Origin of the sequence: Streptomyces cyanogenus (assembly GCF_017526105.1) — a bacterium.
GTDB lineage: Bacteria > Actinomycetota > Actinomycetes > Streptomycetales > Streptomycetaceae > Streptomyces > Streptomyces cyanogenus.
Map to the genome: position 1 here is coordinate 4,371,868 of NZ_CP071839.1, position 23,402 is coordinate 4,395,269.

General features: G+C 72.6%; 22 protein-coding genes and 1 tRNA gene. 16 read left to right on the forward strand and 7 right to left on the reverse strand.

Going from position 1 to position 23,402, the window contains the following annotated elements:
- Positions 1 to 215: 215 nt before the first annotated feature.
- From S1361_RS19695 to S1361_RS19705, 3 genes are all read left to right on the forward strand, one after another.
- Complete coding sequence (locus tag S1361_RS19695; protein WP_208033131.1) at positions 216 to 1,043, forward strand: glycerophosphodiester phosphodiesterase; 828 nt, start codon at positions 216 to 218, stop codon at positions 1,041 to 1,043.
- 127 nt (positions 1,044 to 1,170) lie between these two features.
- Positions 1,171 to 1,911: an ATP-binding protein gene (locus S1361_RS19700; protein WP_243769230.1), complete on the forward strand. Its 741-nt coding sequence runs from the start codon at positions 1,171 to 1,173 to the stop codon at positions 1,909 to 1,911.
- Between the two features lie 473 nt (positions 1,912 to 2,384).
- Complete coding sequence (locus tag S1361_RS19705) at positions 2,385 to 3,347, forward strand: DUF5926 family protein (RefSeq protein WP_208033132.1); 963 nt, start codon at positions 2,385 to 2,387, stop codon at positions 3,345 to 3,347.
- Between the two features lie 258 nt (positions 3,348 to 3,605).
- On the opposite strand, the gene S1361_RS19710 is transcribed toward S1361_RS19705, so the two are convergent.
- Positions 3,606 to 4,166, reverse strand: a complete 561-nt coding sequence (locus S1361_RS19710; RefSeq protein ID WP_243769231.1) for a hypothetical protein — start codon at positions 4,164 to 4,166, stop codon at positions 3,606 to 3,608.
- A 54-nt stretch (positions 4,167 to 4,220) separates the two neighbouring features.
- A complete protein-coding gene (locus S1361_RS19715) occupies positions 4,221 to 4,886 on the reverse strand; it encodes a bifunctional DNA primase/polymerase (protein WP_208033133.1) in 666 nt (221 codons plus the stop codon).
- A gap of 612 nt (positions 4,887 to 5,498) precedes the next feature.
- On the opposite strand from S1361_RS19715, the gene S1361_RS19720 reads away from it, so the two are divergent.
- From S1361_RS19720 to pdxR, 3 genes are all read left to right on the forward strand, one after another.
- Positions 5,499 to 6,866, forward strand: coding sequence for a PP2C family protein-serine/threonine phosphatase (locus S1361_RS19720; RefSeq protein WP_208033134.1), 1,368 nt, complete (start codon positions 5,499 to 5,501; stop codon positions 6,864 to 6,866).
- 153 nt (positions 6,867 to 7,019) lie between these two features.
- On the forward strand, positions 7,020 to 8,504 hold the full coding sequence (locus S1361_RS19725) for an aminopeptidase P family protein (RefSeq protein WP_208033135.1): 1,485 nt from the start codon (positions 7,020 to 7,022) through the stop codon (positions 8,502 to 8,504).
- 148 nt (positions 8,505 to 8,652) lie between these two features.
- Complete coding sequence (gene pdxR / locus S1361_RS19730) at positions 8,653 to 10,023, forward strand: MocR-like pyridoxine biosynthesis transcription factor PdxR (protein ID WP_208036683.1); 1,371 nt, start codon at positions 8,653 to 8,655, stop codon at positions 10,021 to 10,023.
- Between the two features lie 63 nt (positions 10,024 to 10,086).
- Here pdxR and S1361_RS19735 read toward each other — a convergent pair whose 3' ends face one another.
- Positions 10,087 to 10,530, reverse strand: a complete 444-nt coding sequence (locus S1361_RS19735; RefSeq protein ID WP_208033136.1) for an ATP-binding protein — start codon at positions 10,528 to 10,530, stop codon at positions 10,087 to 10,089.
- A gap of 201 nt (positions 10,531 to 10,731) precedes the next feature.
- Between S1361_RS19735 and S1361_RS19740 the strand changes: the two genes are divergently transcribed.
- The 10 genes from S1361_RS19740 (at position 10,732) to S1361_RS19785 (ending at position 21,029) form a co-directional block, all read left to right on the forward strand.
- The gene (locus tag S1361_RS19740) at positions 10,732 to 11,565 is read left to right on the forward strand and encodes a hypothetical protein (protein ID WP_208033137.1); all 834 of its coding nucleotides are present in this window, start codon (positions 10,732 to 10,734) and stop codon (positions 11,563 to 11,565) included.
- Between the two features lie 159 nt (positions 11,566 to 11,724).
- Entirely contained in the window at positions 11,725 to 12,456 is a 732-nt protein-coding gene (locus tag S1361_RS19745; protein ID WP_208033138.1) for a YcnI family copper-binding membrane protein, read from the forward strand.
- A 105-nt stretch (positions 12,457 to 12,561) separates the two neighbouring features.
- Positions 12,562 to 13,215, forward strand: a complete 654-nt coding sequence (locus S1361_RS19750; protein WP_208033139.1) for an SCO family protein — start codon at positions 12,562 to 12,564, stop codon at positions 13,213 to 13,215.
- Positions 13,212 to 13,676 (forward strand): copper chaperone PCu(A)C, encoded by a 465-nt coding sequence (locus S1361_RS19755; protein ID WP_208033140.1) that lies wholly within the window; start codon positions 13,212 to 13,214, stop codon positions 13,674 to 13,676. Before S1361_RS19750 ends, S1361_RS19755 begins: the two co-directional genes overlap by 4 nt.
- Positions 13,677 to 13,689: 13 nt before the next feature.
- A complete protein-coding gene (locus S1361_RS19760) occupies positions 13,690 to 15,615 on the forward strand; it encodes a copper resistance CopC/CopD family protein (RefSeq protein WP_208033141.1) in 1,926 nt (641 codons plus the stop codon).
- An 8-nt stretch (positions 15,616 to 15,623) separates the two neighbouring features.
- The gene (efeB, locus tag S1361_RS19765; RefSeq protein ID WP_208033142.1) at positions 15,624 to 16,910 is read left to right on the forward strand and encodes an iron uptake transporter deferrochelatase/peroxidase subunit; all 1,287 of its coding nucleotides are present in this window, start codon (positions 15,624 to 15,626) and stop codon (positions 16,908 to 16,910) included.
- A gap of 80 nt (positions 16,911 to 16,990) precedes the next feature.
- On the forward strand, positions 16,991 to 17,923 hold the full coding sequence (pheA, locus tag S1361_RS19770) for a prephenate dehydratase (protein WP_208033143.1): 933 nt from the start codon (positions 16,991 to 16,993) through the stop codon (positions 17,921 to 17,923).
- Between the two features lie 578 nt (positions 17,924 to 18,501).
- Positions 18,502 to 19,779, forward strand: coding sequence for a serine--tRNA ligase (serS, locus tag S1361_RS19775; RefSeq protein ID WP_208033144.1), 1,278 nt, complete (start codon positions 18,502 to 18,504; stop codon positions 19,777 to 19,779).
- Positions 19,776 to 20,573, forward strand: a complete 798-nt coding sequence (locus S1361_RS19780; RefSeq protein WP_208033145.1) for an HAD family hydrolase — start codon at positions 19,776 to 19,778, stop codon at positions 20,571 to 20,573. The genes serS and S1361_RS19780 overlap by 4 nt, the downstream gene beginning before the upstream one ends.
- Before the next feature lie 54 nt (positions 20,574 to 20,627).
- Entirely contained in the window at positions 20,628 to 21,029 is a 402-nt protein-coding gene (locus S1361_RS19785; RefSeq protein ID WP_208033146.1) for a hypothetical protein, read from the forward strand.
- A gap of 23 nt (positions 21,030 to 21,052) precedes the next feature.
- On the opposite strand, the gene S1361_RS19790 is transcribed toward S1361_RS19785, so the two are convergent.
- The 4 genes from S1361_RS19790 to S1361_RS19805 all read right to left on the reverse strand — a co-directional run bounded on the left by S1361_RS19790 (position 21,053) and on the right by S1361_RS19805 (position 23,398).
- A tRNA-OTHER gene (locus tag S1361_RS19790) sits at positions 21,053 to 21,168 on the reverse strand.
- 262 nt (positions 21,169 to 21,430) lie between these two features.
- A complete protein-coding gene (locus S1361_RS19795) occupies positions 21,431 to 21,673 on the reverse strand; it encodes an SGM_3592 family protein (RefSeq protein ID WP_208033147.1) in 243 nt (80 codons plus the stop codon).
- An 83-nt stretch (positions 21,674 to 21,756) separates the two neighbouring features.
- The gene (locus tag S1361_RS19800) at positions 21,757 to 22,476 is read right to left on the reverse strand and encodes an ABC transporter permease (protein ID WP_208033148.1); all 720 of its coding nucleotides are present in this window, start codon (positions 22,474 to 22,476) and stop codon (positions 21,757 to 21,759) included.
- Positions 22,477 to 22,486: 10 nt separating this feature from the next.
- Complete coding sequence (locus S1361_RS19805; protein ID WP_208033149.1) at positions 22,487 to 23,398, reverse strand: ABC transporter ATP-binding protein; 912 nt, start codon at positions 23,396 to 23,398, stop codon at positions 22,487 to 22,489.
- Between the last annotated feature and the right edge of the window lie 4 nt (positions 23,399 to 23,402).

A 23,402-nucleotide genomic window follows, 5' to 3' on the forward strand; every position in this document is an offset into this window, starting at 1 on the left:
ACTCAGCTTTTCCCACGGGCCGTCAGAGCACCATAAGCGGTGCCTGTGGGTCCGCCGACCCCCTTTACATAGGTTTATATAGGATCTTTCGCGCAAAGGTTTTATAAACGAGCGCCGCAGAAAGCATCCTGCCGACGAGCGGCGAGTGCCCCCGTTCCGCGCACGGATGCGCCCGTGCGGCCACGTCCGCCCGGCGACGGTGGCACCATGACGCGGTGACCCACGCACGACAGCACACCATCCAGGTCGTCGCCCACCGCGGTGCCTCCGAAGACGCCCCCGAGCACACCCTCGCCGCCTATCGCAAGGCGATCGAGGACGGCGCGGACGCCCTGGAGTGCGACGTACGGCTGACCGCGGACGGGCATCTGGTCTGCGTCCACGACCGGCGGGTGAACCGTACCTCCAACGGCCGCGGCGCGGTCTCCGCGCTGGAGCTGGCCGATCTGGCCGCCCTCGACTTCGGCTCCTGGAAGACGCGCGAGGCCTGGCGCGGACGGGACGAGGAGCCCGACTGGGAGCACCGGCCGGAGGACCGCGAGGAGACCTCCGTGCTCACCCTGGAGCGGCTGCTGGAGCTGGTCGCGGACGCCGGGCGCCGGGTGGAACTGGCCATCGAGACCAAGCACCCCACGCGCTGGGCCGGGCAGGTCGAGGAGCGGCTGATCGCGCTGCTGAAGCGGTTCGGGCTGGACGCGCCGGCCTCCGCCGCCGAGTCACCGGTCCGGGTCATGAGCTTCTCGGCGCGCTCGCTGCACCGCGTGCGGAGCGCGGCGCCGACGCTGCCGACGGTCTACCTGATGCAGTTCGTCTCGCCCCGGCTGCGGGACGGACGGCTGCCGGCGGGGGTGCAGGTGGCGGGTCCCTCGATCCGCATCGTGCGCAGTCACCCCGACTACATCGAGCGGCTGAAGCGGGCCGGGCGCCAGGTCCACGTCTGGACCGTGAACGAGCCCGAGGACGTCGACCTGTGCGTCGGGCTGGGCGTCGACGCGATCATCACCAACCGCCCGCGCGCGGTGCTGCGGCAACTGGGCCGCTGAGCCGCCCGCCTCCACGCCTCCCCTACGCCTGACCGCACCCGCCAAATCACGCCAAATCAAGTGTTGTCGGGCCGAGTTCGTCACAGGGAGTGCACCGGCGCGTTCGCTCCGTGTGCGCCCGTGTCGAATGCGTCAGCGGAAGGGGACTGGCCGGTTTCCGGTACAGGCCAAGGGGGCATCCACACCGTGGCGTGGGGCGAAGGAGGTCTCGGGGGTGGCGTTGGTGGTGGCACAGGAGGTGCCCACGTCGTCGAGCATGGCCGTACCCCATGGCCCTGCGGGCGTGGGGGAGGCGCGGCACCGGATGCGGGCGCAACTGCGCAGCGGTGGCGTATCGGAAGCGGTCATCGACGACGCCGTACTGATCCTTTCCGAACTTTTGAGCAACGCCTGTAAACACGGGCGGCCCCTGGGCGATGCGCCGGCCGGGGACGGGGACGTCCGCGCCGCATGGCGGGTCGACCCGCGCGGACGGCTCATCGTGGAGGTCACGGACGGCGGCGGCCCGACCCGCCCTGCGCCGGCCACTCCGTCGGTGACCGCGCACGGCGGCCGTGGGCTGAACATCATCACGGCCCTGGCCGACGACTGGGGCGTCCGGGACGACGTCCAGGGCGAGGTGACGGTCTGGGTGGTGGTCCACGAGGACGTCCATGATCCCGATGCCCGCTGCCACCGCGACGCTTTCGCTACGCGCGTCACGCACGCGGCGCTGCCCGACTTGCAGGCCCCGGGGAGAGCGCTGTCCGACCCGGGCAGACCGTTGTCCGACCCCAGCCGCCCGCTGTCCGACCCCGGTGCGCCGCTGACCGGCCTGCCGGACCTGCCCGGCCTCGGCTTCGCGGACGCCTTCGAGGACTTGGACTGAGCGGGGCGGCTCGGCGGGGGCAAGGTCCACTGGGCCGGCCTCCACCGGGCCGGGCTCCACCGGGCCAGGGGTCAACCGGCCGGGATTCACCGAGCCCGAGCGAGGGCCCGCCACGGCCCTGCGGGCGCCGGGCGCCGGCCGCGACGGCTCACCGGCGTCTGTAGCCTCGGCGAGGGCGGAGACACCGGCGTCTGTGGCCTCGGCGAGGGCGAAGACACCGGCGGCCCAGGCCGGCACCCGACGGGCCGGACTTCACACGGCCCGCACTTCACCCGGTCGGGGTTTCACCCGGCCGGGATTTCACCGGCGTGCGCCCCCAGGCCGGCCAGTGTTCCCCCGCCCCCGCTGACGGCCCCCGGCTTCCCACCACCGGCGTCGAGCGCGCGTACGTTGTCCACAGGTTCCCGTCGGTCATGGTCCGAACGGCTAGGCTCCCGACGTACGAGAAGAGCCGTAACCGGGAGACACCCACCATGGCCAAAAAGCGACCCCAGACGAAGGCCAAGCCGCAGCTGATCGACGGGGAGATCCCGGTTGTCGGCGCTCGCGAACCCTGCCCGTGCGGCAGCGGCCGGCGCTACAAGGCCTGCCACGGCCGGGCCGCCGCGCACGCCGCGACCGAGCTTGTGCAGCGCCCGTTCGAGGGACTGCCCGGCGAGTGCGACTGGGTGGCGCTGCGCGAACTGGTCCCGGCGGCGACCGCCGAGCTGACCCTGCGTGAGGGGCTGCCCGAGGGCGTCCCGTCGGTCACCCTGGCCACGGTGCTGCCGATGGCCTGGCCCGCGCTGCGCCGCGACGACGGCTCGGTCCTGCTCGGCCTGCAGAACGACACGGCGTCCGGCGACATCAGCCGCGACCTGGCCGACACGCTGCTGCGCGCCCTGGAGGCCGAGCCCGGCACCCCGGTGCAGGGCCGCCGCGCCCCCGCCGACGCTCCGCGGCTGCAGGACCTGCTCGACCCGGAGGGCGCCTTCGAGCCGGTCGTGCACAGCGGCTTCGAGTTCTGGGTGCCGGACGCGGAGAACGCCACCCCGGAGGTGACCGCCTCCCTGGAGCGGGCCAACGCCGCCGCCATCCCGACCGTGAAGCTGACCGGCGTGGACGCGGCCTACTGGTGCGAGACCCCGGACAAGAACCACCTGCGCTGGGTCATGCCGCACCCGGAGGAGCAGCTTCTGGACGCCCTCGCGCGCCTGCACGCCGCGGGCCGCTCCAGCCTCGGCGAGGGCACCCGGCTCGTCGGCTCCTTCCGTGCTCACGGCCTCACCGTGCCCGTGTGGGACCTGCCGAGCGGGGTCGGCGCGGAGGACGTGGAGAAGCCGGCCGCCGAGTTCGCCGAGCGCCTCGCGGCGGCCCTCGCCGTCCAGGAGCCGCTCACCCCGGACGAGCGCCGGGCGCGCGGCGGGCTGACCAACCGGCAGGTCACGCTCAGCTGACGTCCCCCGGGTGGGCGTGTCCCGGCTGACCGGCCGGTCAGCCGGGACAGGCGCGAGCGGCAGGTGACTCCTGTCACAACTCACGCTTCGATCAGGGAAATCGGTGTCCGAATAGCCAACCCGGAATTTGCTAACCGCCGATCTCTTGTTACCGTTCCAGTAGCCCGGTTGCTGGTGCATCCCCCGTCGCCAGCAACCGGGCCTTTCCATGCCCGCGTCCGGCATCCGGCGCCGCCGCGACCGACTCCGCCGCCGCGCTCAGGAGTTGCTGCCCGAACGGAGCAGCAGCGCCCCGTCCGCGCCACGCTCGGCGAACTCGGTGACGGCCGAGTAGCCGCCCGGTCCGCCCCGGCTGCGCCGGCGCGGGGTCTCACAGGTGGCGGGCTCGTCGTCGGCGCCGGTGACGCAGTGCATCTGCACGCTCCGGCCGCCGGGGCCCATCAGGCTCAGCACGGAGTCCAGCGACTCGCCGGTGGCGTTGCGGTAGTAGGTGCGCGCCCAGGTTTCCTCGCCCTGCGTCAGCACACAGGTCTGCGCCTCGATGCCGTCGGGCGACGTCAGGTCGGGGCCGCAGCGGGCGGCGGTGGCGAGTCCCAGGCCGAGCGTGAAGGGGGAGCTCCGCGCGGTGCCCGGGCGGGCCCCGGCGTCACCGCGGGAAGCGGCCGGTGCGGCGGCCCGGCGGGCGTCGCCCACCTGCCCGGCGGAGGCCATGGTCAGCGGCAGCGCGACCACGGCCGCCACGATGCCCACGAGGGTGAGCAGACGCAGGTGCCGGGGATCCCGCTGTGGGGCACTGTGGCCGCCGGGTTGTCGCAGCATATGCGGAAGATAACGAGCGAGCGGGGCCCGCTCGTGCCGCCCGCGCCGACACCCCTACAACTCGGGTGCGCTCACACCCGTACGAGTGAGGGCGTCGACCACGGCGTCCACCACGGCCTCCACGTCGGGCACCCAGGGCGCGGCCGAGCCGGGCAGCGGAGCCCGCTCCCAGCGGACGGCGCCCTGGCCGGTCTCGGACGGGGGAAGCGCGAGATAGCCGCCCTCGCCGTGGAAGCGCAGGGAGCCGGGGACGAAGTCCTTGGCGTACAGCAACTCGCCGAGCTGTTCCAGGGAGTACGGCTTCACGAGCAGCGACCAGCGCGTCGGCGCGGCGATCACCGGGCCGAGCCGCATGCCACGCCGGTCGAGCAGGGCGAGGGCGCGGGAGGCGGCGAGCGCCGGCAGGCTGACCGCGCAGGGCGCCCTGCCCCCGGTGGCCAGGATGATCGGGGCGCCCGGCCGGTTGGTCCACCACCAGCGCAGCATGCGCTCGTCGGTGGTGGCCGCGAGCAGGCCGGGGTCGAAGGGGTGCGCACCGGGCACCGTGCACTCCGGGTCGGGGCAGGCGCAGCGGGCCCGCCCTTGCGGGTCCGGCGCCACACCGGGAAGTACCGGCCACTGCCATTCCGTCGCGAAGGTCAGGGCCGCGCCGATCAGCTCAGGCCTCCCGCCGTTCCGCCTGGACAGAAGCCTGCGTCGCCTTCCGAGGATCTCGCGCATGAGCGCTCGTTCCTTTCCGTTGCACCGCTGGCAACACCGTGGGCCACATCACACCATGTGTCGATCACTTCACTGTGCGTACCTGTTGGCGCATCACACCCCTGCGCACGGCATGGGGAACCCCAAGGGGTCGAGCGTTGGCCGCGTCCGCGTTCATGGTGCGTCTATCAAAAGCACGGCTGCGGCGCGGGGGTGGCGAAGTCTGGCGTTTTGCCGTCGCGCGTATTTCTCTCCGCCTCCGCCACGGGAGGATGGGGCTCGGCCGTCGGTGGCTATGACGCCCGGGTCCGTCGCCAGGTTCCGGGTGGTCCCCAACCACCCCTGGCCTTCTCCGAGTACGTACCCATCACGACCGCTGTGACGCTCCGTGGAGCAAGGCCAGTCGACCGCAATGGACCGATACCCGAGGCAGTTTTTAGCCAACTTGGCAGTAAGGCAAGGGGTTCGGGAGAAACCCTCTCCCGGCCCATGGACACCAGGAAACCTCGCAGGACAATGCTGGACATCCCCTCACGAGTGCGTGTACATGTGGAGACACTGCTAGCGGCGCAGAATGACATGGGGGTTTGCGATGCTTTTGAGCAATACGCACTGGTCTGAAGGCCGGACGCCATGAGCGCCCCGCACCCCTCGAAAGTGGCTGGAATCGATCCCGCGGTCCCCACGCCCGCACACACTGCGCCCGCCTCCCCCGCCTCCGTCCCGGCCCCCCACGCACCCGCCCCCGGCGCCCTCCTCCAGGACCGGCTGGCCGGCTGGGTCTCCGACCTCACGACCCTCCACGAACTCACCGAGCGTCTCTCCCGCACCCACGCCCTCGACCCCGCCCTGCACGAGCTGCTGCGTGCCGGAGCCGCCCTGGTCGGCGCCCGCCGCGGCCTGGTCGTCCTGGAGCCCGCCGACGGCCTCGGCCCCCGCACCACCCTCGGCCTCGGCCTCGGCCGGGCCGACCTCGGCCACATCGAGACCGTCCCGCGCCGCGCCCTGCCGTACGACATCCGCGGCACCGCCGAGATCCTCCACCCCGACCTGTTCGCCGAGGACGGCCTGGACCCGCGCCACCGCGAGGTCGCCGCCCGCCTCGGCTACGCCGCCAGCTACGCCCTCCCGCTCGCCACCGAGTCCGCGGGCCGCCTCGGCGCCGTCGTCTGGCTCTACGACGAACCGGCCGAGCCGCACGCACGCCGGCGCCACCTCGCCGGGCTGTACGTCCGGCACGCCACCGAGCACCTGGCCCGGCTGCTGGAGGTGGCACGCACGCGCGCGTGCATGGCGACCCTCACCGAGGAACTGCTGCCCTCCCGGCTGCCCCGGGTGGCCGGCGTCCAGCTCGCCGCCCGGCACCGCACCGGCCCGCGCGGCGGCGGCGACTGGTACGACGCCCTGCCGCTGCCGGACGCCGCGCTCGGCCTGACCGTCGGCTCGGTCACCGGTTCCGGGCCCAGCGCGGTGGCCGCCATGGGCCGGCTGCGCGCCTCCCTGCGCGCGTACGCCGTCATGGAGGGCGAGGACCCGGTCGCCGTCCTGTCCGACCTGGAACTGCTGTTGCGGCTGACCGAGCCCGCCCGCTCCGCCACCGCCCTGTTCGCCTACTGCGAGCCCGCCCTGCGCAAGGTCACGCTGGCCGGTGCCGGGCACAGTCCGCCGCTGCTGATCGGTGAGCGGCGCACCCAGTTCGCCGAGACCTCCGTCTCCGCCCCGCTCGGCATGCTCGCCTGCTGGGAGGCGCCGAGCGTGGAGATCCAGGCGGAGGCCGGAGAGACGGTTCTGCTCTACACCGACGGGCTGCTGCACCGTACCGGCGACCCGATGGACCGCGCCTTCGCCCGGCTGCACGCCGCCGCCGCGGGCGTCCCGCGCGCGGTGCGGCACGATCCGGGCGCCGTCGCCGACCACGTCCTGCGCGCGGTCCTGCCGGACGGCCTGGACGCCGCCGACAGCGAGGAGGACGTGGTCCTGCTCGCGGCCCGCTTCGACTGAGCGGCCCGGGCGGTCGGCATGACCGGGCATAACAGGTCATCCGGCCCCGCCCGCTCCTGGTACGACCGTACGATGATGGAGGTCCCCGCTCGGCCACAAGCAGGAGCGTCGCGGGCCCCCGGGGGAGATCAATGGCGTATCGAGGAGGATCACGTGTCCGACGAGCTCAACCCGGCTGTGCCCGACTCCGCTACCGCGGAGGGCCCGGAGACCGAGGCCGAGGAGACCGTCAAGCAGCGGAAGAACGGCCTGTACCCGGGCGTCTCCGACGAGCTGGCCGAGAACATGAAGTCCGGCTGGGCCGACACCGAGCTGCGTGACCTGGAGCCGATCCCGCAGGCCGCCGAGACCGCGCGCCGCCGCGCCGCGCTCTCCGCCCGCTTCCCGGGCGAGCGCCTGGTGATCCCGGCGGGCAACCTGAAGACCCGCTCGAACGACACCGAGTACCCCTTCCGCGCCTCCGTCGAGTACGCCTACCTCACCGGCAACCAGACCGAGGACGGTGTCCTGGTCCTGGAGCCCGAGGACGGCGGCCACCAGGCGACGATCTACCTCCTGCCCCGCTCGAACCGCGAGAACGGCGAGTTCTGGCTCTCCGGCCAGGGCGAACTGTGGGTCGGCCGCCGGCACTCCCTCGCCGAGTCCGAGGCGCTGTACGGCATCCCGGCCGCCGACGTGCGCGAACTGCCCGACAAGCTCCGCGAGGCCACCGGCCCGGTCCGCGTGGTGCGCGGCTACGACGCCGGCATCGAGGCGGCCCTGACCGACAAGGTCACCGCCGAGCGCGACGAGGAGCTGCGCGTCTTCCTCTCCGAGGCCCGCCTGGTCAAGGACGAGTTCGAGATCGGCGAGCTGCAGAAGGCGGTCGACTCGACCGTCCGCGGCTTCGAGGACGTCGTCAGGGTCCTCGACAAGGCCGAGGCGACGAGCGAGCGCTACATCGAGGGCACGTTCTTCCTCCGCGCGCGCGTGGAGGGCAACGACGTCGGCTACGGCTCCATCTGCGCGGCCGGCCCGCACGCCTGCACCCTGCACTGGGTCCGCAACGACGGCCCGGTCCGCTCCGGCGACCTGCTGCTGCTCGACGCGGGCGTGGAGACCCACACCCTCTACACCGCGGACGTCACGCGCACGCTGCCCGTCAACGGCACGTACAGCGAGATCCAGAAGAAGATCTACGACGCCGTGTACGACGCCCAGGAGGCCGGCATCGCGGCCGTGCAGCCGGGCGCCAAGTACCGCGACTTCCACGACGCCGCGCAGCGCGTGCTGGCCGAGAGGCTCGTCGAGTGGGGCCTGGTCGAGGGCCCGGTCGAGCGGGTCCTGGAGCTGGGCCTGCAGCGCCGCTGGACCCTGCACGGCACCGGGCACATGCTCGGCATGGACGTCCACGACTGCGCCGCCGCGCGGACCGAGACGTACGTGGACGGCGTTCTGGAGCCGGGCATGGTGCTCACCGTCGAGCCGGGGCTGTACTTCCAGGCCGACGACCTGACCGTGCCGGAGGAGTACCGGGGCATCGGCGTCCGGATCGAGGACGACATCCTGGTGACGGAGGACGGCAACAGGAACCTGTCGGCCGGGCTGCCCCGGCGCTCCGACGAGGTCGAGGCGTGGATGGCCGCGCTGAAGGGCTGATTTGCGTTTGAATGGCCGGGTACCGGGAGGTGCCCGGCCATTTCGCGTGCGGGATTCGTCATGGCCGGTCGCGCCCGCGCGGCGGAGCCGCATATCGACACAGTCCCGCGCCCCTTCGGGGGCGCGTGCACTGACGGGGGTGGGATACGTGGACGACTTCTGGTCCGGGGTCGGTGTCGACCTGCATCTGGAACCGGACTCGGCGGACGGCCGCCGAGTGGGTCTCGAACGGGCGCTCAGGAACGCCGTGCGCGACGGGCGGCTCGTCCCTGGTACCCGGCTGCCCGCCACCCGGCGGCTCGCGGCCGAGCTGGGGATCTCGCGGGGAACCGCCAAGGCGGCGTACGACCAGCTGGTGGCCGAGGGGTATCTGACGGCCCGCCAGGGCTCCGGTACCCGGGTCGCCGAGCTGCCCGTCGTGGACGCCGAGGCGCCGCGGGCCCACGCACACGCGCAGGCGCCGCGTTTCGACCTGCGCCCGGGAAGCCCGGACGTCGGCGCGTTCCCGGCGGCGGCCTGGCTGCGCGCGCTGCGCCGGGCCATAGCGACGGCCCCGTCGCTGGCGTACGACTACGGCGATCCGCGCGGCCGGATCGAGCTGCGCACCGCGCTCTCCGGCTACCTGGGCCGGGCCCGCGGGGTGCTGGCACCGCCGGAGCGGATCGTCATCACCTCCGGGTACGTGCAGGGTCTCGCGCTGCTCACCCGCGTGCTGGGCGGTGCGGCCGTCGCCATGGAGGATCCGGGGCTGCCCTTCCACCGGCAGGTGGTGCGGCACAACGGCGGAACCGTCCTGCCTGTCCCGGTCGACTCGCGCGGGGTGCGCCCCGAGGAGCTGGGCGAGGCGGCGGCCGTGGTGGTCACGCCGGCCCACCAGTACCCGACCGGGGTGACCCTGCACCCCGAACGGCGCCGGGCGCTGACCGACTGGGCCCGCGCGCGGGGCGGGCTGATCGTCGAGGACGACTACGACGGTGAGTTCCGCTACGACCGGCAGCCGGTCGGCGCCCTCCAGGGCATGGCACCGGGCCAGGTCGTCTACCTGGGCACCGCCTCCAAGACGCTGGGTCCCGCGCTCCGTCTCGGCTGGATGGTGCTGCCTCCGCAACTGGTCGACGCGGTCGCCGACGCCAAGCTGCACAGCGACCACCACACCGAGACCATCGGCCAGCTCGCCCTCGCCGAGCTGATCGAGAGCCACGCCTACGACCGCCATGTGCGCGCGTGCCGGCTGCGCTACCGGCGGCGCCGGGACCAGCTGCTGGACCGGCTGGGTGGGCGGCGGAGCGTGCGCGGGATCGCGGCCGGGCTGCACGCGCTGATCGAGGTGCCGGACGAGGCCGCGGCGCTGGCCCGGGCGGAGGCGGAGGGCCTGGCGCTGGGCATGCTCGGCGAGCACTGGCACACCCCGGGCCCCGGCCGGCCGCAGGGCCTGGTCGTCGGCTACGGCACGCCCCGGGAGCGGGTGTACCCGGAGGCCCTGGAGGCACTGGCGAGGGTGGTGGACCGCGCCGGCTGAAGCGGCCGTACCGGCCCAGCGGGGGACGCCGGCCCGGGCGGTCACGCCGTGAGCAGCGAGCGGTCACGCCGTGAGCAGCGAGGGATCCTTCTTCCACTTGAGGATCTTGTCGAAGCTGACCACCGTCCCGCACCGGCCGGGCCGGGCCCCGATGTGGACGTGGTCGGCGAGTTCGCGGATCAGACAGAGGCCACGGCCGTGCTCGACGTCCGGGCGGGCGGGCCGGGGGTCCGGGGGGCGCGCGAAACCGGGACCGGAGTCGGCCACTTCGATGCGGCACTTCTCGCCGTCGAGGTAGGCGGTCACCCGGTATGCCTCCGAGGCGCCGGGCGTCGCGTCCCCGCCGTGCTCGACGGCGTTCGCGCAGGCCTCGCTCAGGGCGACGGACAGGTCGTAGCACACGTCCGGGTCGACGCCCGCGGTCTCCATCGTGCCGAGCAGCAGCCGCCGGGCGAGCGGCACGCTGGCGGCCTCGCGCCGCAGATGGAGTGACCACCAGATGCTCATGCTCCAGCCTCCCGGCCGCGGCTCGACATACGGTTACGTATTGCCGCCCGTAGGCACCCATAAGCACTCCGTCTGCGTGAGTCCGCCCATACGGCCGACGCGGCGGGGGGAGGAATCGGTGTATGTGGGACGCCGTGGCAGGGCCGGCTCGGGCGCCCTGCCGTAGGCGCCGGGTAAGGGCAGTGCGATGATGAGGCCGCCATGACTGCCCCCCACCCGCGCACGGCGCGTCCCGGAGCCGGACTCCGGATTCTGCGGGCCGCGGTGTTCGCCGCGGTCTGCGTCGCGCTGGCCGCGTGCGGGCACGCCCTGGCCTCCTGCGCGGGCGTGCCGCTGTGGTCGCTCGGTGCGGGCTTCCTCGGCTCCCTGCTGGTCGTGGCACCGCTCGCCGGGCGGGCCCGTTCCCTGCCGGGCATCGCCGCGCTGCTCGCCCTCGGCCAGACCGTGCTGCACACGCTGTTCGGGCTGGGCCAGCACCAGGTCGTGATGGCCGGGATGCCGACAGGGCCGACCACGGGCGGGGTGCTGAGCGACAGCGCGCTGGTCGAGCGGGCCACCCGGCTGCTGTGCGGGTCGACCCCGGCCTCCGTCACCCCGGGACACGCCTTCCGGTTGCTGCTAGACGCGCGTCTCATCGACCGCGCCGGCCGGCCGACCGCCGCCCTGGGCACCCTGGAGCACATGCACGACGCCACCGGCGCCTCGGCCGGCCCGCTGCCGTCGCTGCCGATGCTGCTCGGCCATGTGCTCGCGGCCCTCGCCGCCGGCTGGCTGCTGCGCCGCGGGGACCTGGCCGTGCTGCGGCTCATCGAGCTGTCGGCGCATGGAGTCGCGGAGGGGGCGCTCGTACGGTCCCTGCGCGCTGCGCTCGCGCTGGCGCACGCCCTGTGCGCCGGTCTGCTCCCCGCCGCCGGGCCCGGTCCGCGCGCCCCGCGCCCCGACCGGGACGAGGCGCCGGCCCCAGACACCGCCGTACTCCAGCACACGGTGATCCGGCGCGGCCCGCCCGCCGCCGCCTTCCTCCTCGCCGCCTGACGCGGCCACCGCTCCGCTGCACGGACACGGACCCCGGTGCGCCGCCCTCGCGCGGCACGCGTGCGTGCGCCTTTTTCCAGCGGTACGGCCAAGACGCCGGCCCCGCGCGCGTATCCCTCTTCACCACCGGACCTCACTCAGAGTGGAGTGCTTCCTTCCATGAAGGCTTCTCGTATCGCCGCCGCCGCTGCCGCCGCGGGTACGGCCGTTCTGGCCCTGTCCGCCCCCGCCTTCGCGCACGTCTCCGTGCAGCCCGAGGGCACCGCGGCCAAGGGCGGTTACGCGGTCGTGGACTTCAAGGTCCCCAACGAGCGCGACAACGCCTCGACCACCAGGGTCGAGGTGAACCTCCCGGCCGACCACCCGATCGCCTCCGTGATGCCGCAGCCGGTCCCCGGCTGGAAGGCCGAGGTCACCAAGTCCAAGCTCGACAAGCCGCTGACGATGCACGGCGAGAAGATCGACGAGGCCGTCACCAAGGTCACCTGGACCGCCGACGGCAAGGGCATCGAGCCCGGCTACTTCCAGAAGTTCCCGCTCTCCCTGGGTGCCCTGCCCGAGAACACCGACGAACTGGTCTTCAAGGCGGTCCAGACGTACTCCAACAAGGAGGTCGTGCGCTGGATCGAGGTACCGCAGGAAGGCCAGGACGAGCCGGAGAACCCGGCCCCGGTCCTGCAGCTGTCCGCCGCCACCGACGACCACCACGGCACGGCGAGCGCCGAGAACACCACGGCGAAGACCGAGAAGGCCGGGAAGACGACCGCAGCCGGGAACTCCGGCAGCGGCAGTGACACCACCGCACGCGTGCTCGGCGTGGTCGGCATCGTCATCGGTGCCGCCGGCGTGGCCTACGGCGTCCTCGCGGGCCGCCGCCGGACCGCGGCCTGAGCCCCTCCTTCCGCCGCGCGCACCGGGCGTCGCGCGATGCCGTCATGAGACGCCGCCGCCCGACCCCGGTGCGCGCCGGAGTTCACACATCTGGGACATTTTTCCATGCGCAAGAAGACGTTCACCGCGGCCGTACTGCTCGCCGCCGCCACCCTGACCCTGTCCGCGTGCGGCAACGGGGACGACGCCGGGGCGCCGGTCGCCGTGGTCTCGGGAGGATCCGGCACGGGCAAGGCCGGCACCGTTCTCGACCAGCCCTTCACCAAGCCGGACCTGGTCCTCACCGACACCCACGGCAAGAAGTACGACCTGCGAAAGGAGACCGAGGGCCACCCGACCCTCGTCTACTTCGGCTACACCCACTGCCCGGACATCTGCCCGACGACGATGAGCAACATCGCCGTCGCCAAGAAGGCGCTGCCCAAGGCCGAGCAGAACGACCTGCGGGTGGTGTTCGTCACCACCGACCCGGGCCGCGACACCCCCGCCGAGATGGGCAGGTGGCTCAAGGGCATCGACCCCCAGTTCATCGGGCTGACCGGCGACTTCGCCAGGATCCGGGCCGGCGCCCGGTCCCTCGGCATCTCCGTGGAGGCCACGAAGAAGGACAAGAACGGCAAGCTCGTCTCCGTGCACGGCACCCAGGTCGTCGCCTTCTCCCCGAAGACCGACGCCGGGTACGTCCTCTACGGCGAGAGCGCCACGGTCGACGACTACACCAAGGACCTGCCCGCGCTGGTCAAGGGAGCCAAGCCGTGAGGCGTCGTGGCACCCTCCTGACCACGGGCGCGCTCACCGGCGCCCTGGCCCTCACGGGCTGCTCCGGATCCGGTTCCGGCCCGGAGCGGGCCGAACTGTCCGTCAGCGCCTCCTACATGCCCCAGCCCGTCTCCGCCGACATGGCCGCCGGGTTCCTGACGATCACCAACAAGGGCGGGACAGGCGACGAGCTCACCTCGGTCAGCAGTGACGTCGCCGGCCAGGTCACCATGCACAGCACGACCGGCGGGGCCATGGCGGAGAAGTCCGCCTTCCCCATACCGGCGCACGGACGGCTCGTGTTCCGCAGCGGTGGCAACCACCTGATGTTCGAGAAGCTGAAGCGGGCACCGAAGCAGGGCCAGACGGTCACCGTGAGACTCCGCTTCGCCAAGTCCGGGCCCCTCACCGTCGAGATGCCGGTGAAGGCCACCACGTACAACCCGTCGACCGGCCACTGAGGGAGGGACCACCGTGAACCGGACCATCACCCCCCGCCTGCGGATCCTGGTGCTGCTGTTCATCGCCGTCACCGGCGCACTGCTGGCGGGCGCCGGACCGGCCTCCGCCCATGCGGCGCTGACCGGCAGCGACCCCGCACAGGGGGTGGTGGTCGACAAGGCGCCCACCCAGGTGTCGCTCACCTTCTCCGAGAAGGTGGCGATGAACGACGACTCCGTGCGCGTCCTCGACCCCAAGGGCAGGCCGGTGCAGACCGGCAGTCCCGCCGGCGTGAGCGGGACGACGTACGCGGTGCAGCTCAAGAGCGGCCTCGCCAAGGGCACCTACACCGTCACCTACCAGGTCGTCTCCGCCGACAGCCACCCCGTCGCCGGCGCCTTCACCTTCTCCGTCGGGGCGCCCTCGCAGACCGTCGTCTCCGGCGCCGGACCGTCCGCCGGCGGCGGAGTCGTGGGCGGGCTCTACGCGTTCGGGCGGTACGTGTCGTACGCCGGCTTCATCGTGCTCGCCGGCGGCGCGGCCTTCGTCCTCGCCTGCTGGCAGCGCGGCGCGGGCGTACGGCCCCTGCAGCGGCTGGTCGTCGGCGGCTGGGTCGCGCTGACCGCGGCCACCCTGTGGCTGCTGCTCCTGCGCGGCTCCTACACCGGCTCCGGGAAGGTCGCCGACGTCTTCGACCTCGACCTGCTCGGCCAGGTGCTCCAGACCAAGACCGGTGCCGCCCTGGTCTCCCGGCTGCTGCTGCTCGCCGCCGCCGCGCTGTTCGTCGCCGTCCTCTTCGGCGCCTACACCCGCCGCGAGGAGGGTCAGGAGAAGCGCGACCTGACCTTCGGACTCGCGGTCGGCGGGGTGGTCGTCGCGGCCGGCCTCGCCGCGAGCTGGGCCATGGCCGAGCACGCCTCCACCGGGCTCCAGCCGGGCCTCGCCATGCCGGTCGACGTCGTCCACCTGCTGGCCGTCGCCGCCTGGCTGGGCGGACTCACCGCCCTGCTGACCGCCCTGTACCGGTCGCCCGCCGAGACCCCGGTCGAGGCGGCCGCCGTACAGCGCTTCTCCCGGGTGGCCTTCGGCAGCGTCCTGGCCCTCGTGGTCACCGGCGTCTACCAGTCCTGGCGGCAGCTCGGCTCCTGGCCGGCGTTCACCGAGACCCGTTACGGACAGCTGCTGCTGGTCAAGATCGCCCTGGTGGCGGTGCTGGTCGGCATCGCGGGCGTCTCCCGGCGCTGGACGGCCCGCCTCACCGACCCGGTCGCCCGCGCCGGAAAGGCACGCAAGAGCCAGGCGCAGGCCCGCAAGGAGCAGGTCGCCGCCTCGCAGACGGCCGGCGGCAAGAGCGGCGGATCCGGCGCCGCCGACTCCGGGCGCGCCGCCCAGCTCGCCCGGCAGCGCGCTGCCGTCGCCGCCGCCCGCGAGAAGCGGCTGCGCGACGCCGACCCGAACCGCTTCGGCCTGCGCCGCTCGGTGCTCGCCGAGGCCGGCGTCGCCGTCGTGCTGCTCGCCGTCACCACGGCGCTGACCCAGACCGAACCGGGCCGCACCGAGCTGGACGCCAAGGCGGCCACCTCCGCGTCGGCCGGCTCCGGCACCTCGGCGACGTCCGGCGCGCTCACCCTGGACATGCCGTTCGACACCGGCGGCACCGACGGCAAGGGCGTCGTCAGCATCGACCTCGACCCCGCGCGCGTGGGCGGCAACGAGATGCACGTCTACGTCCAGCGGCCCAACGGCCGGGCCTTCGACGTCCCCGAGGTGAAGCTCTCCTTCACCCTGGAGGCCAAGAAGATCGGCCCGCTTCCCGTGAACCCCGACCACATCGCCACCGGCCACTGGTCGGCGAACGGCGTGCAGATCCCCATGGCCGGCGACTGGAAGATCGCCGTCACGGTTCGCACCTCCGACATCGACCAGGTGACCGTCTCCAAGAACGCGCAGATCGGCTGAACCACACCATGCCCGACCAGTCCGTCCCCCAGGCCCGTACGCCCGAGGCGCCGCCGGCGCGGCCCGAGTCCGTCTCCGGCACCGGCGGCATCTCCCGGCGCGCGCTGCTCGGCACCGCCGGCGCCACCGGCCTCGTGCTCGGCGCGGCCGGCGGGGCCGTGGGCTACGCCGCCGCCCCCGCCGGGGCCACCCCGCTGACCTCGGTGGGCTCCGAGCGGGCGATGTTTCACGGGAAACATCAGCCCGGCATCACCGAGGGCCTCCAGGCGCGCGGCCATCTCGTCGCCTTCGACCTGGCGCCGGGCGCGGGCCGCAAGGAGGCGGCGGCCCTGCTGCGCCGCTGGTCGGCGACGGCCGAGCGGCTGATGGCGGGCGAGGCCGCCCCGCACGGCGACACCGGTGTGGCCCGGGACGCGGGCCCGTCCTCGCTGACCGTCACCTTCGGCTTCGGCCACGGCTTCTTCGGCCGGACCGGCCTGGAGAAGCAGCGGCCGGCCGCCCTCGACCCGCTGCCGGACTTCTCCTCCGACCAGCTCGACAAGTCCCGCAGCGACGGCGACCTGTGGGTGCAGATCGGCGCGAACGACGCCCTGGTCGCCTTCCACGCCCTGCGCGCGATCCAGAAGGACGCGGGCTCGGCCGCGCGGGTGCGCTGGCAGATGAACGGCTTCAACCGCACCCCGGGCGCCACCGCCCACCCCATGACGGCCCGCAACCTCATGGGCCAGCTCGACGGCACCCGCAATCCGAAGCCCGCCGACGCCGACTTCGACCGGCGGATCTTCGTGCCCGTCTCGGGCGAGCCCGCCTGGATGGCGAACGGCTCGTACGCCGTCGTACGACGGATCCGCATGCTCCTGGACGACTGGGAGAAGCTGTCGCTCGCCGCGCAGGAGCAGGTCATCGGGCGCCGCAAGGCCGACGGTGCGCCGCTGTCCGGCGGCGACGAGACCACCCCGATGGACCTGGAGAAGACCGACGCGAACGGCGACTACGTCGTCCCGCTGAACGCCCACGCCCGGATCACCCGGCCCGACGAGAACGGCGGCGCGGCCATGCTGCGGCGCCCGTTCTCCTACCACGACGGCATCGACGCGGACGGCACGCCCGACGCCGGTCTCCTCTTCATCTGCTGGCAGGCGGACCCGCTGCGCGGCTTCGTACCGGTGCAGCGCAAGCTCGACCGGGGCGACGCGCTGTCGAAGTACATCCGGCACGAGGCCAGCGGCCTGTTCGCGGTGCCGGGCGGGGCGGCGAAGGGCGAGTACGTGGGACAGCGGCTGCTGGAGGGGTGAACCGGGTTCAAACCACCCGGTCGGGTGGCATTCACGAGACACGTGCGACGGGCCTCCCCACGGCCATTAGGGTGAGGGACATGCCAGCCAGCTATGCCTATCTCGGCCCGGAGGGCACCTTCACCGAGGTCGCTCTGCGCACGCTTCCGGAGGCGGCCACCCGTGAGCTGATCCCGTACGTGTCGGTGCAGTCCGCGCTGGACGCGGTGCGGGCCGGCGAGGCCGAGGCCGCGTTCGTGCCGATCGAGAACTCCGTCGAGGGCGGCATCACCACCACCCTGGACGAGCTGGTCGCCGGCGAACCGCTGATGATCTACCGCGAGGTGCTGCTGTCGATCACCTTCGCACTGCTGGTCCGCCCCGGTACGAAGCTCACGGACATCAAGACGGTCTCCGCCCACCCGGCGGCCCAGCCCCAGGTGCGCAACTGGCTGCGCGCCAACCTCCCGGAGGCCCTCTGGGAGTCGGCCGCCTCCAACGCGGACGCCGCCCGCCTGGTCCAGGAGGGCCGCTACGACGCCGCCTTCGCCGGCGAGTTCGCCGCCGCCCGGTACGGCTTGGAGGCGCTGGAGACCGGGATCCACGACGCGGAGAACGCACAGACCCGGTTCGTGCTGGTCGGCCGGCCGGCCCGGCCGGCCGCGCCCACCGGTGCCGACAAGACCTCGGTGGTGCTGTGGCAGCGCGACGACCACCCCGGCGCACTGCGCGACCTGCTCGGCGAATTCGCCTCGCGGGGCATCAACCTGATGCTGCTCCAGTCCCGGCCGACCGGTGCCGGCATCGGCAACTACTGCTTCTGCATCGACGCCGAGGGCCATATCGCCGACCGGCGGATGGCGGAGGCGCTGACGGGACTGCGGCGGATCTGCCTCCAGGTGCGCTATCTCGGTTCCTATCCCCGTGCCGACATCGCACCGGGCGAGGCCGGGCCGACGCCGCCCGGGACGTCGGACGAGGAGTTCATGGCGGCGGCGGACTGGGTGGCGCGCTGCCAGGACGGCCGGTTCTAGCCCCTCGCGCGCACCCGGTCGTACCTGCATACGAACGTTATCCACAGGAGTTATCCACAGGTGGCCTTCTCGACCTGGGGACAAGTCGACAGGGCAGGGTCACAGGGTCGACAAATCGGCCTGGAAGCCGCGACCGGGTCCACCCATCCCTGGGTCGCCCTTCGTCCACCCGTTTCCTTTGGTTCATCTTTTGGGGCGACCGTTTTCCACCCGAACGTGGGTGTCGAAGGGGTTTGGCCCGGCAATTCCTCAGCGCCGTCGCGCTTTCCGGAGTGATCAATTCCGAAATCCACAGACCTTCCACACAGCCTGTGGATAACTCTTCGCAGGGTGTGGATTCCTGTGGACAACCGGGTCGCCAAATCCCGTTCCGCACAAGGAAATCGGGTCAACCGGGCGCCTCGGACGTGCTCCGTCCCAGGGAGTGAGACACTTTTCCCTTGACGCACACCGGGGACGTACGGCTTGACGGGACGACACTCTCGGCAATTAACGCATAACGGACCGTAAGCCGCGAATCCGAACTCCCCGGAATAGTGATTCGTGAGCCGCGACCATGCACCGGTAGCCTTGGCCTCGTGATTGACCTTCGCCTGCTTCGTGAGGACCCCGACCGTGTGCGCGCGTCCCAGCGCGCCCGTGGAGAGGACGTCGCGCTCGTCGACGCCCTCCTGTCTGCCGACGAGCGGCGCAGGTCCTCCGGCGTCCGCTTCGACGAGCTGCGCGCCGAGCAGAAGCAGCTCGGCAAGCAGATCCCCAAGGCCACCGGCGACGAGAAGGCCGGGCTGCTCAAGCGCGCCGAGCAGCTGAAGGCCGACGTCAAGGCCGCCGACGCCGAGCGCGACGCGGCCGACGCCGAGACCCAGGAGCTGCTGCTCCGGCTCGGCAACCTCGTCCACCCCGACGTACCCGTCGGCGGCGAGGAGGACTTCGTCACGCTGGAGACGCACGGCACGATCCGCGACTTCGGTGCCGAGGGCTTCGAGCCCAAGGACCACCTGGAGCTGGGCCAGCTGCTCGGTGCCATCGACGTCGAGCGCGGTGCCAAGGTCTCCGGCTCCCGTTTCTACTTCCTCACGGGCGTCGGCGCCCTGCTGGAGCTGGCCCTGGTGAACGCGGCGATCGCCCAGGCCACCGCCGCCGGCTTCACGCCGATGCTCACCCCGGCGCTGGTCCGCCCGCAGTCCATGGCCGGCACCGGCTTCCTCGGCCAGGCCGCCCAGGACGTCTACCACCTCGACAAGGACGACCTGTACCTGGTCGGCACCTCCGAGGTCCCGCTGGCGGCCTACCACATGGACGAGATCATCGACGCCGACCGGCTGCCGCTGCGGTACGCGGGCTTCTCCCCGTGCTTCCGCCGCGAGGCCGGCTCGCACGGCAAGGACACCCGGGGCATCTTCCGCGTGCACCAGTTCGACAAGGTCGAGATGTTCTCGTACGTCGCGCCCGAGGACTCCCAGGCCGAGCACCAGCGCCTGCTGGAGTGGGAGAAGCAGTGGCTGACCTCGCTGGAGCTGCCGTTCCGCGTCATCGACGTCGCCTCCGCCGACCTCGGTTCCTCGGCCGCCCGCAAGTTCGACTGCGAGGCGTGGATCCCGACCCAGGGCAAGTACCGCGAGCTGACCTCGACCTCGGACTGCACCGAGTTCCAGTCCCGACGGCTGTCCATCCGGGTCCGTGACGGCAAGCAGGTCAAGCCGCTCGCCACCCTCAACGGCACGCTGTGCGCCGTACCCCGCACGATCGTGGCGATCCTGGAGAACCACCAGCAGGCCGACGGCTCCGTCCGGGTCCCCGAGGTGCTGCGCCCGTACCTGGGCGGCAGGGAGGTCCTGGAGCCGGTGTCCCGGTGAGTTTCCCCTACGGACTCATCGCCACCGACCTCGACGGAACGCTGCTGCGCTCCGACGAGTCGATCTCCCGGCGCACCCGTGACGCGCTCGCCGCGGCCACCGCGGCGGGCGCCTCGCACATCGTCGTCACCGGCCGCGCCGTCCCGTGGACCCGGCACATCCTGGACGACCTCGGCTACGAGGGCCTGGCCGTCTGCGGCCAGGGCGCCCAGGTCTACGACGCCGGCGCGCACCGCCTGCTCACCTCGGTCACCCTGGACCGGCAGCTGGCGGGCGTAGCCCTGGCCAAGATCGAGGCCGAGGTGGGGCCGCTGTACCTGGCGGCCAGCCGGGACGGCCTGGACGGCGAGGTGCTGGTGGGCCCGGGGTACGCGGTCACCGGCAAGCTGCCCGCGACCCCGTTCACGGACGCCTCCGACCTGTGGACGGCACCCCTCAACAAGATCTACATCCAGCATCCGACGCTGAGCGACGACGAGCTGGCGGACGCGGCCCGGCGGACGGCAGGCGGCTTCGTCACGGTCGCCATGGCGGGCGCCGGCATCGTCGAGCTGCTGCCGCTCGGCCTGTCCAAGGCCACGGGCCTGTCCCTGGCGGCCCGCCGGCTGGGCCTGAAGGCCGCCGACACGATCGCCTTCGGCGACATGCCCAACGACATCCCGATGTTCGCCTGGGCCTCCCGCGGCGTGGCCATGGCCAACGCCCACGAGGAACTGAAGGCGGTGGCCGACGAGGTCACGGCGTCCCACGAGGAGGACGGCATCGCGGTGGTGCTGGAGCGGTTGCTGGGCTGAGCGCCCCGGCCGTCCGCGGTGGCCGTCCCCGCGCGGTTGCTACATTCGGCGGCCATGCGATCACGTGACTACGACCTCGACTTCCGCGACCGCGCGAGCCGGATACGGGCCTGGGGCATCGGTCTGCTGGCCGTGGCGGGGCTGCTGTGGGCCTGGTGCGCCGTCCTGCTGCTCACCCCGTACGAGGCGGATCGCAAGCCGGACGACCAGTACCCCGCCCAGTGCGAGTCCCGTCTCTTCACCGACCGCGGCACCGCCAACGAGGGCGTGTACAAGGGCGACTACTGCGCGAACGAACGCGACTGGCCGGAGGTGCTGGCCCTTCTCGGCCTGTCCGTCCCGGTCTCCCTCGCCGGCGCGATCCTCGTCACGACGGGCACGGTCCACCGCACCCTGAGCGCCCACGCGGAGGCGATGCGGGAACTGGACAGGATCGCCGACGCACGCGGTGCGTAGCGCCGCGGGGCAGCAACGTACGGCGGAGGATGCACGGATCGAACGTGCGCGGGCTCTCCAGGCCCGACCACGACTCGCTTGTGCCGGAACAAGCCGGTGCACAGCGCAAGCCGGTGCCTTACCACTCGGCCAATCCTCCGGGTGGGCGGTCCACGCGAGAGCGACATCGCGTGCTCGAAGCGACCGCCCCGGGCAGCTTCCGTGGCTCCACGGAGCGGTAGGGAATCACTCCGGAGCCGGCCTCGGGCTGCCCTGTCGGGAGCTGGGCGCACTGCCGTGCATGGACATCGCCCACCTCCGCTCCCAGTCGGTGACGCCGGGACGATCCCGGCGGATGGTGCACAACCACTCTGCCTCGCCGTCGAGTTGGGCGCCACCGAATAAAAGCGAACAAACGGCCGCTACCGGCGCCGCCACCTGCGGCGCCGTGCCCTGCCGAAGAACCAGCCGGCCGGCGGCTCCTCGGAACGCCAGGGCTGCGGCTCGGGCGCCTCGGCCCGCCGGCGTGCGGCGAGCATCCGGGCCCGGGCGGACGGCTCGGAGGCCGGGGCCGCCCGGACGAACGCCTCGTCCAGGACGACGTCGCCCCATGCGTCCTCGCCGGTCCGCCCCTGTCCGTCCTGCTGCGGCGTCTCCTCAGCCATCCGCGGCCTCCCAGCCGTACGTCCGTTCTGCCCAGTGCCCGGGGCGGGGTGAAGTCCCCGTCAGGTCGCCGCGGTCCGGGGGACTACTCCTCGCCCGCCAGCGTCAGCGAGCGCAGCTTCTGCCCGGCGTACCAGGTGGCCAGCACGGTGACCGCCACCAGCAGCACGGTGGCCGTCGGCAGGCCCACCTCGGAGGTCACCAGGTCACCGCCGGCCATCTTGTGGGCGACGGCCAGCGACCACTGCTGGACGCTCAGCGTGCGCGCGCCCGGCACCAGGGAGCCGAACAGCGCCTCCCAGACCAGGGCGTAGACGAGCCCGAACACCACCGCGTGCCGGGAGACCGTGCCGAGCAGCAGGAAGAGCGCCGAGTAGGCGATGGAGGAGACCAGCGCGGCGACCGTGTAGGCGACCGCGATCTGCTGGCCGTTGCCGTTCAGGATCAGGCCCGCGATCAGGGTCGGCACCGCGGAGAAGACCATGGTCACGGCGATGGCGACGATCAGCTTGGTGAAGATGATCGTGGGCCGCTTGAGCGGCTTGGACAGCAGGTAGACCACGGAGCCGTCGTCGATCTCCGGGCCGATGGCGCCCGTGCCCGCGATGACCCCGATGATCGGCACCATGGTGGCGAGGGCGAAGCCGCCGAGGACGTCGGCGGCCGTCTGGTCGTCGGCTCCGGTCAGGCCGCGCACGGCCACGGAGATCACGATGAGCAGCAGCGGCAGCGCGCCGAGGATGAGGGCCCGACGGCGGCCGAGCAGGGCCCGGTAGGTCAGCCGGGCGACAGTGGGGTCGTACATCTTCGGCCTCCTACGCCGCGACCAGATACGAGAAGACGGACTCCAGGGACTCGTCGGACGGCGAGACCGTGTGGAGCCGGATGCCGTGGTCGCGGGCGACCTTCGGCAGCAGGGCGGTGAAGCGGCCGAAGTCGACGGCCTGGATGCGCAGCGCGCCCTCGGCGTGGTCGACCTCGATACCGGCCGTGGAGGGGTCGGCGATCAGCGCGGCCGCGAGGGCCCGGTCGTCGCTGGACCGCACCAGGTAGCGGTGCGGGCGGTCGGTCATCAGGCGGCGGATCCGGCGGAAGTCGCCACTGGCGGCGTGCCGTCCGGCGACGACGACCTCGATGTGCCGGGCGAGTTGCTCGACCTCCTCCAGGATGTGCGAGGAGAACAGCACCGTGCGGCCCTCGTCGCCCATCCTGCGCAGCAGGTCCATCAGTTGCATGCGCTGGCGCGGGTCCATGCCGTTGAACGGCTCGTCGAGCAGCAGCAGCGACGGGTCGTGCACGAGGGCGCTCGCCATCTTCACGCGCTGCCGCATGCCCTTGGAGTACGTGGAGATCTTCCGGTCCTGTGCGTACTCCATCTCGACCGTGGCGAGGGCGCGCTGGGCGGCCTTGTCGCCGAGGCCGTGCAGCTCGGCGTTGGCGACGACGAACTCGCGGCCGGTGAGGAAGTCGTACATCGCCTCCCGCTCGGGGACGATGCCGATGTGCCGGTAGATGGTCTCGTTGCGCCACGCCGGCCGGCCGTCGAGGGTGACCGTGCCGGTGGAGGGGGCGAGGAAGCCGCCCATCATGTTGATGAGGGTGGACTTTCCGGCGCCGTTGGGGCCGAGCAGGCCGGTGACGCCGGGGCCGATGGTCATGCTGATGTCGTTGACGGCGACCACGTTGCCGAACCAGCGGGAGACGTGGTCGAGAGTGAGAGTGCTCATGGGC

Coding starts and splice junctions, on each gene's coding strand:
- S1361_RS19700 (WP_243769230.1), top strand. CDS start 1,171: ATGCGTCAGCGGAAGGGGACTGGCCGGTTTCCGGTACAGGCCAAGGGG.
- S1361_RS19705 (WP_208033132.1), top strand. CDS start 2,385: ATGGCCAAAAAGCGACCCCAGACGAAGGCCAAGCCGCAGCTGATCGAC.
- S1361_RS19710 (WP_243769231.1), bottom strand. CDS start 4,166: ATGCTGCGACAACCCGGCGGCCACAGTGCCCCACAGCGGGATCCCCGG.
- S1361_RS19715 (WP_208033133.1), bottom strand. CDS start 4,886: ATGCGCGAGATCCTCGGAAGGCGACGCAGGCTTCTGTCCAGGCGGAAC.
- S1361_RS19720 (WP_208033134.1), top strand. CDS start 5,499: ATGAGCGCCCCGCACCCCTCGAAAGTGGCTGGAATCGATCCCGCGGTC.
- S1361_RS19735 (WP_208033136.1), bottom strand. CDS start 10,530: ATGAGCATCTGGTGGTCACTCCATCTGCGGCGCGAGGCCGCCAGCGTG.
- S1361_RS19740 (WP_208033137.1), top strand. CDS start 10,732: ATGACTGCCCCCCACCCGCGCACGGCGCGTCCCGGAGCCGGACTCCGG.
- S1361_RS19745 (WP_208033138.1), top strand. CDS start 11,725: ATGAAGGCTTCTCGTATCGCCGCCGCCGCTGCCGCCGCGGGTACGGCC.
- S1361_RS19750 (WP_208033139.1), top strand. CDS start 12,562: ATGCGCAAGAAGACGTTCACCGCGGCCGTACTGCTCGCCGCCGCCACC.
- efeB (WP_208033142.1), top strand. CDS start 15,624: ATGCCCGACCAGTCCGTCCCCCAGGCCCGTACGCCCGAGGCGCCGCCG.
- pheA (WP_208033143.1), top strand. CDS start 16,991: ATGCCAGCCAGCTATGCCTATCTCGGCCCGGAGGGCACCTTCACCGAG.
- S1361_RS19785 (WP_208033146.1), top strand. CDS start 20,628: ATGCGATCACGTGACTACGACCTCGACTTCCGCGACCGCGCGAGCCGG.
- S1361_RS19795 (WP_208033147.1), bottom strand. CDS start 21,673: ATGGCTGAGGAGACGCCGCAGCAGGACGGACAGGGGCGGACCGGCGAG.
- S1361_RS19800 (WP_208033148.1), bottom strand. CDS start 22,476: ATGTACGACCCCACTGTCGCCCGGCTGACCTACCGGGCCCTGCTCGGC.
- S1361_RS19805 (WP_208033149.1), bottom strand. CDS start 23,398: ATGAGCACTCTCACTCTCGACCACGTCTCCCGCTGGTTCGGCAACGTG.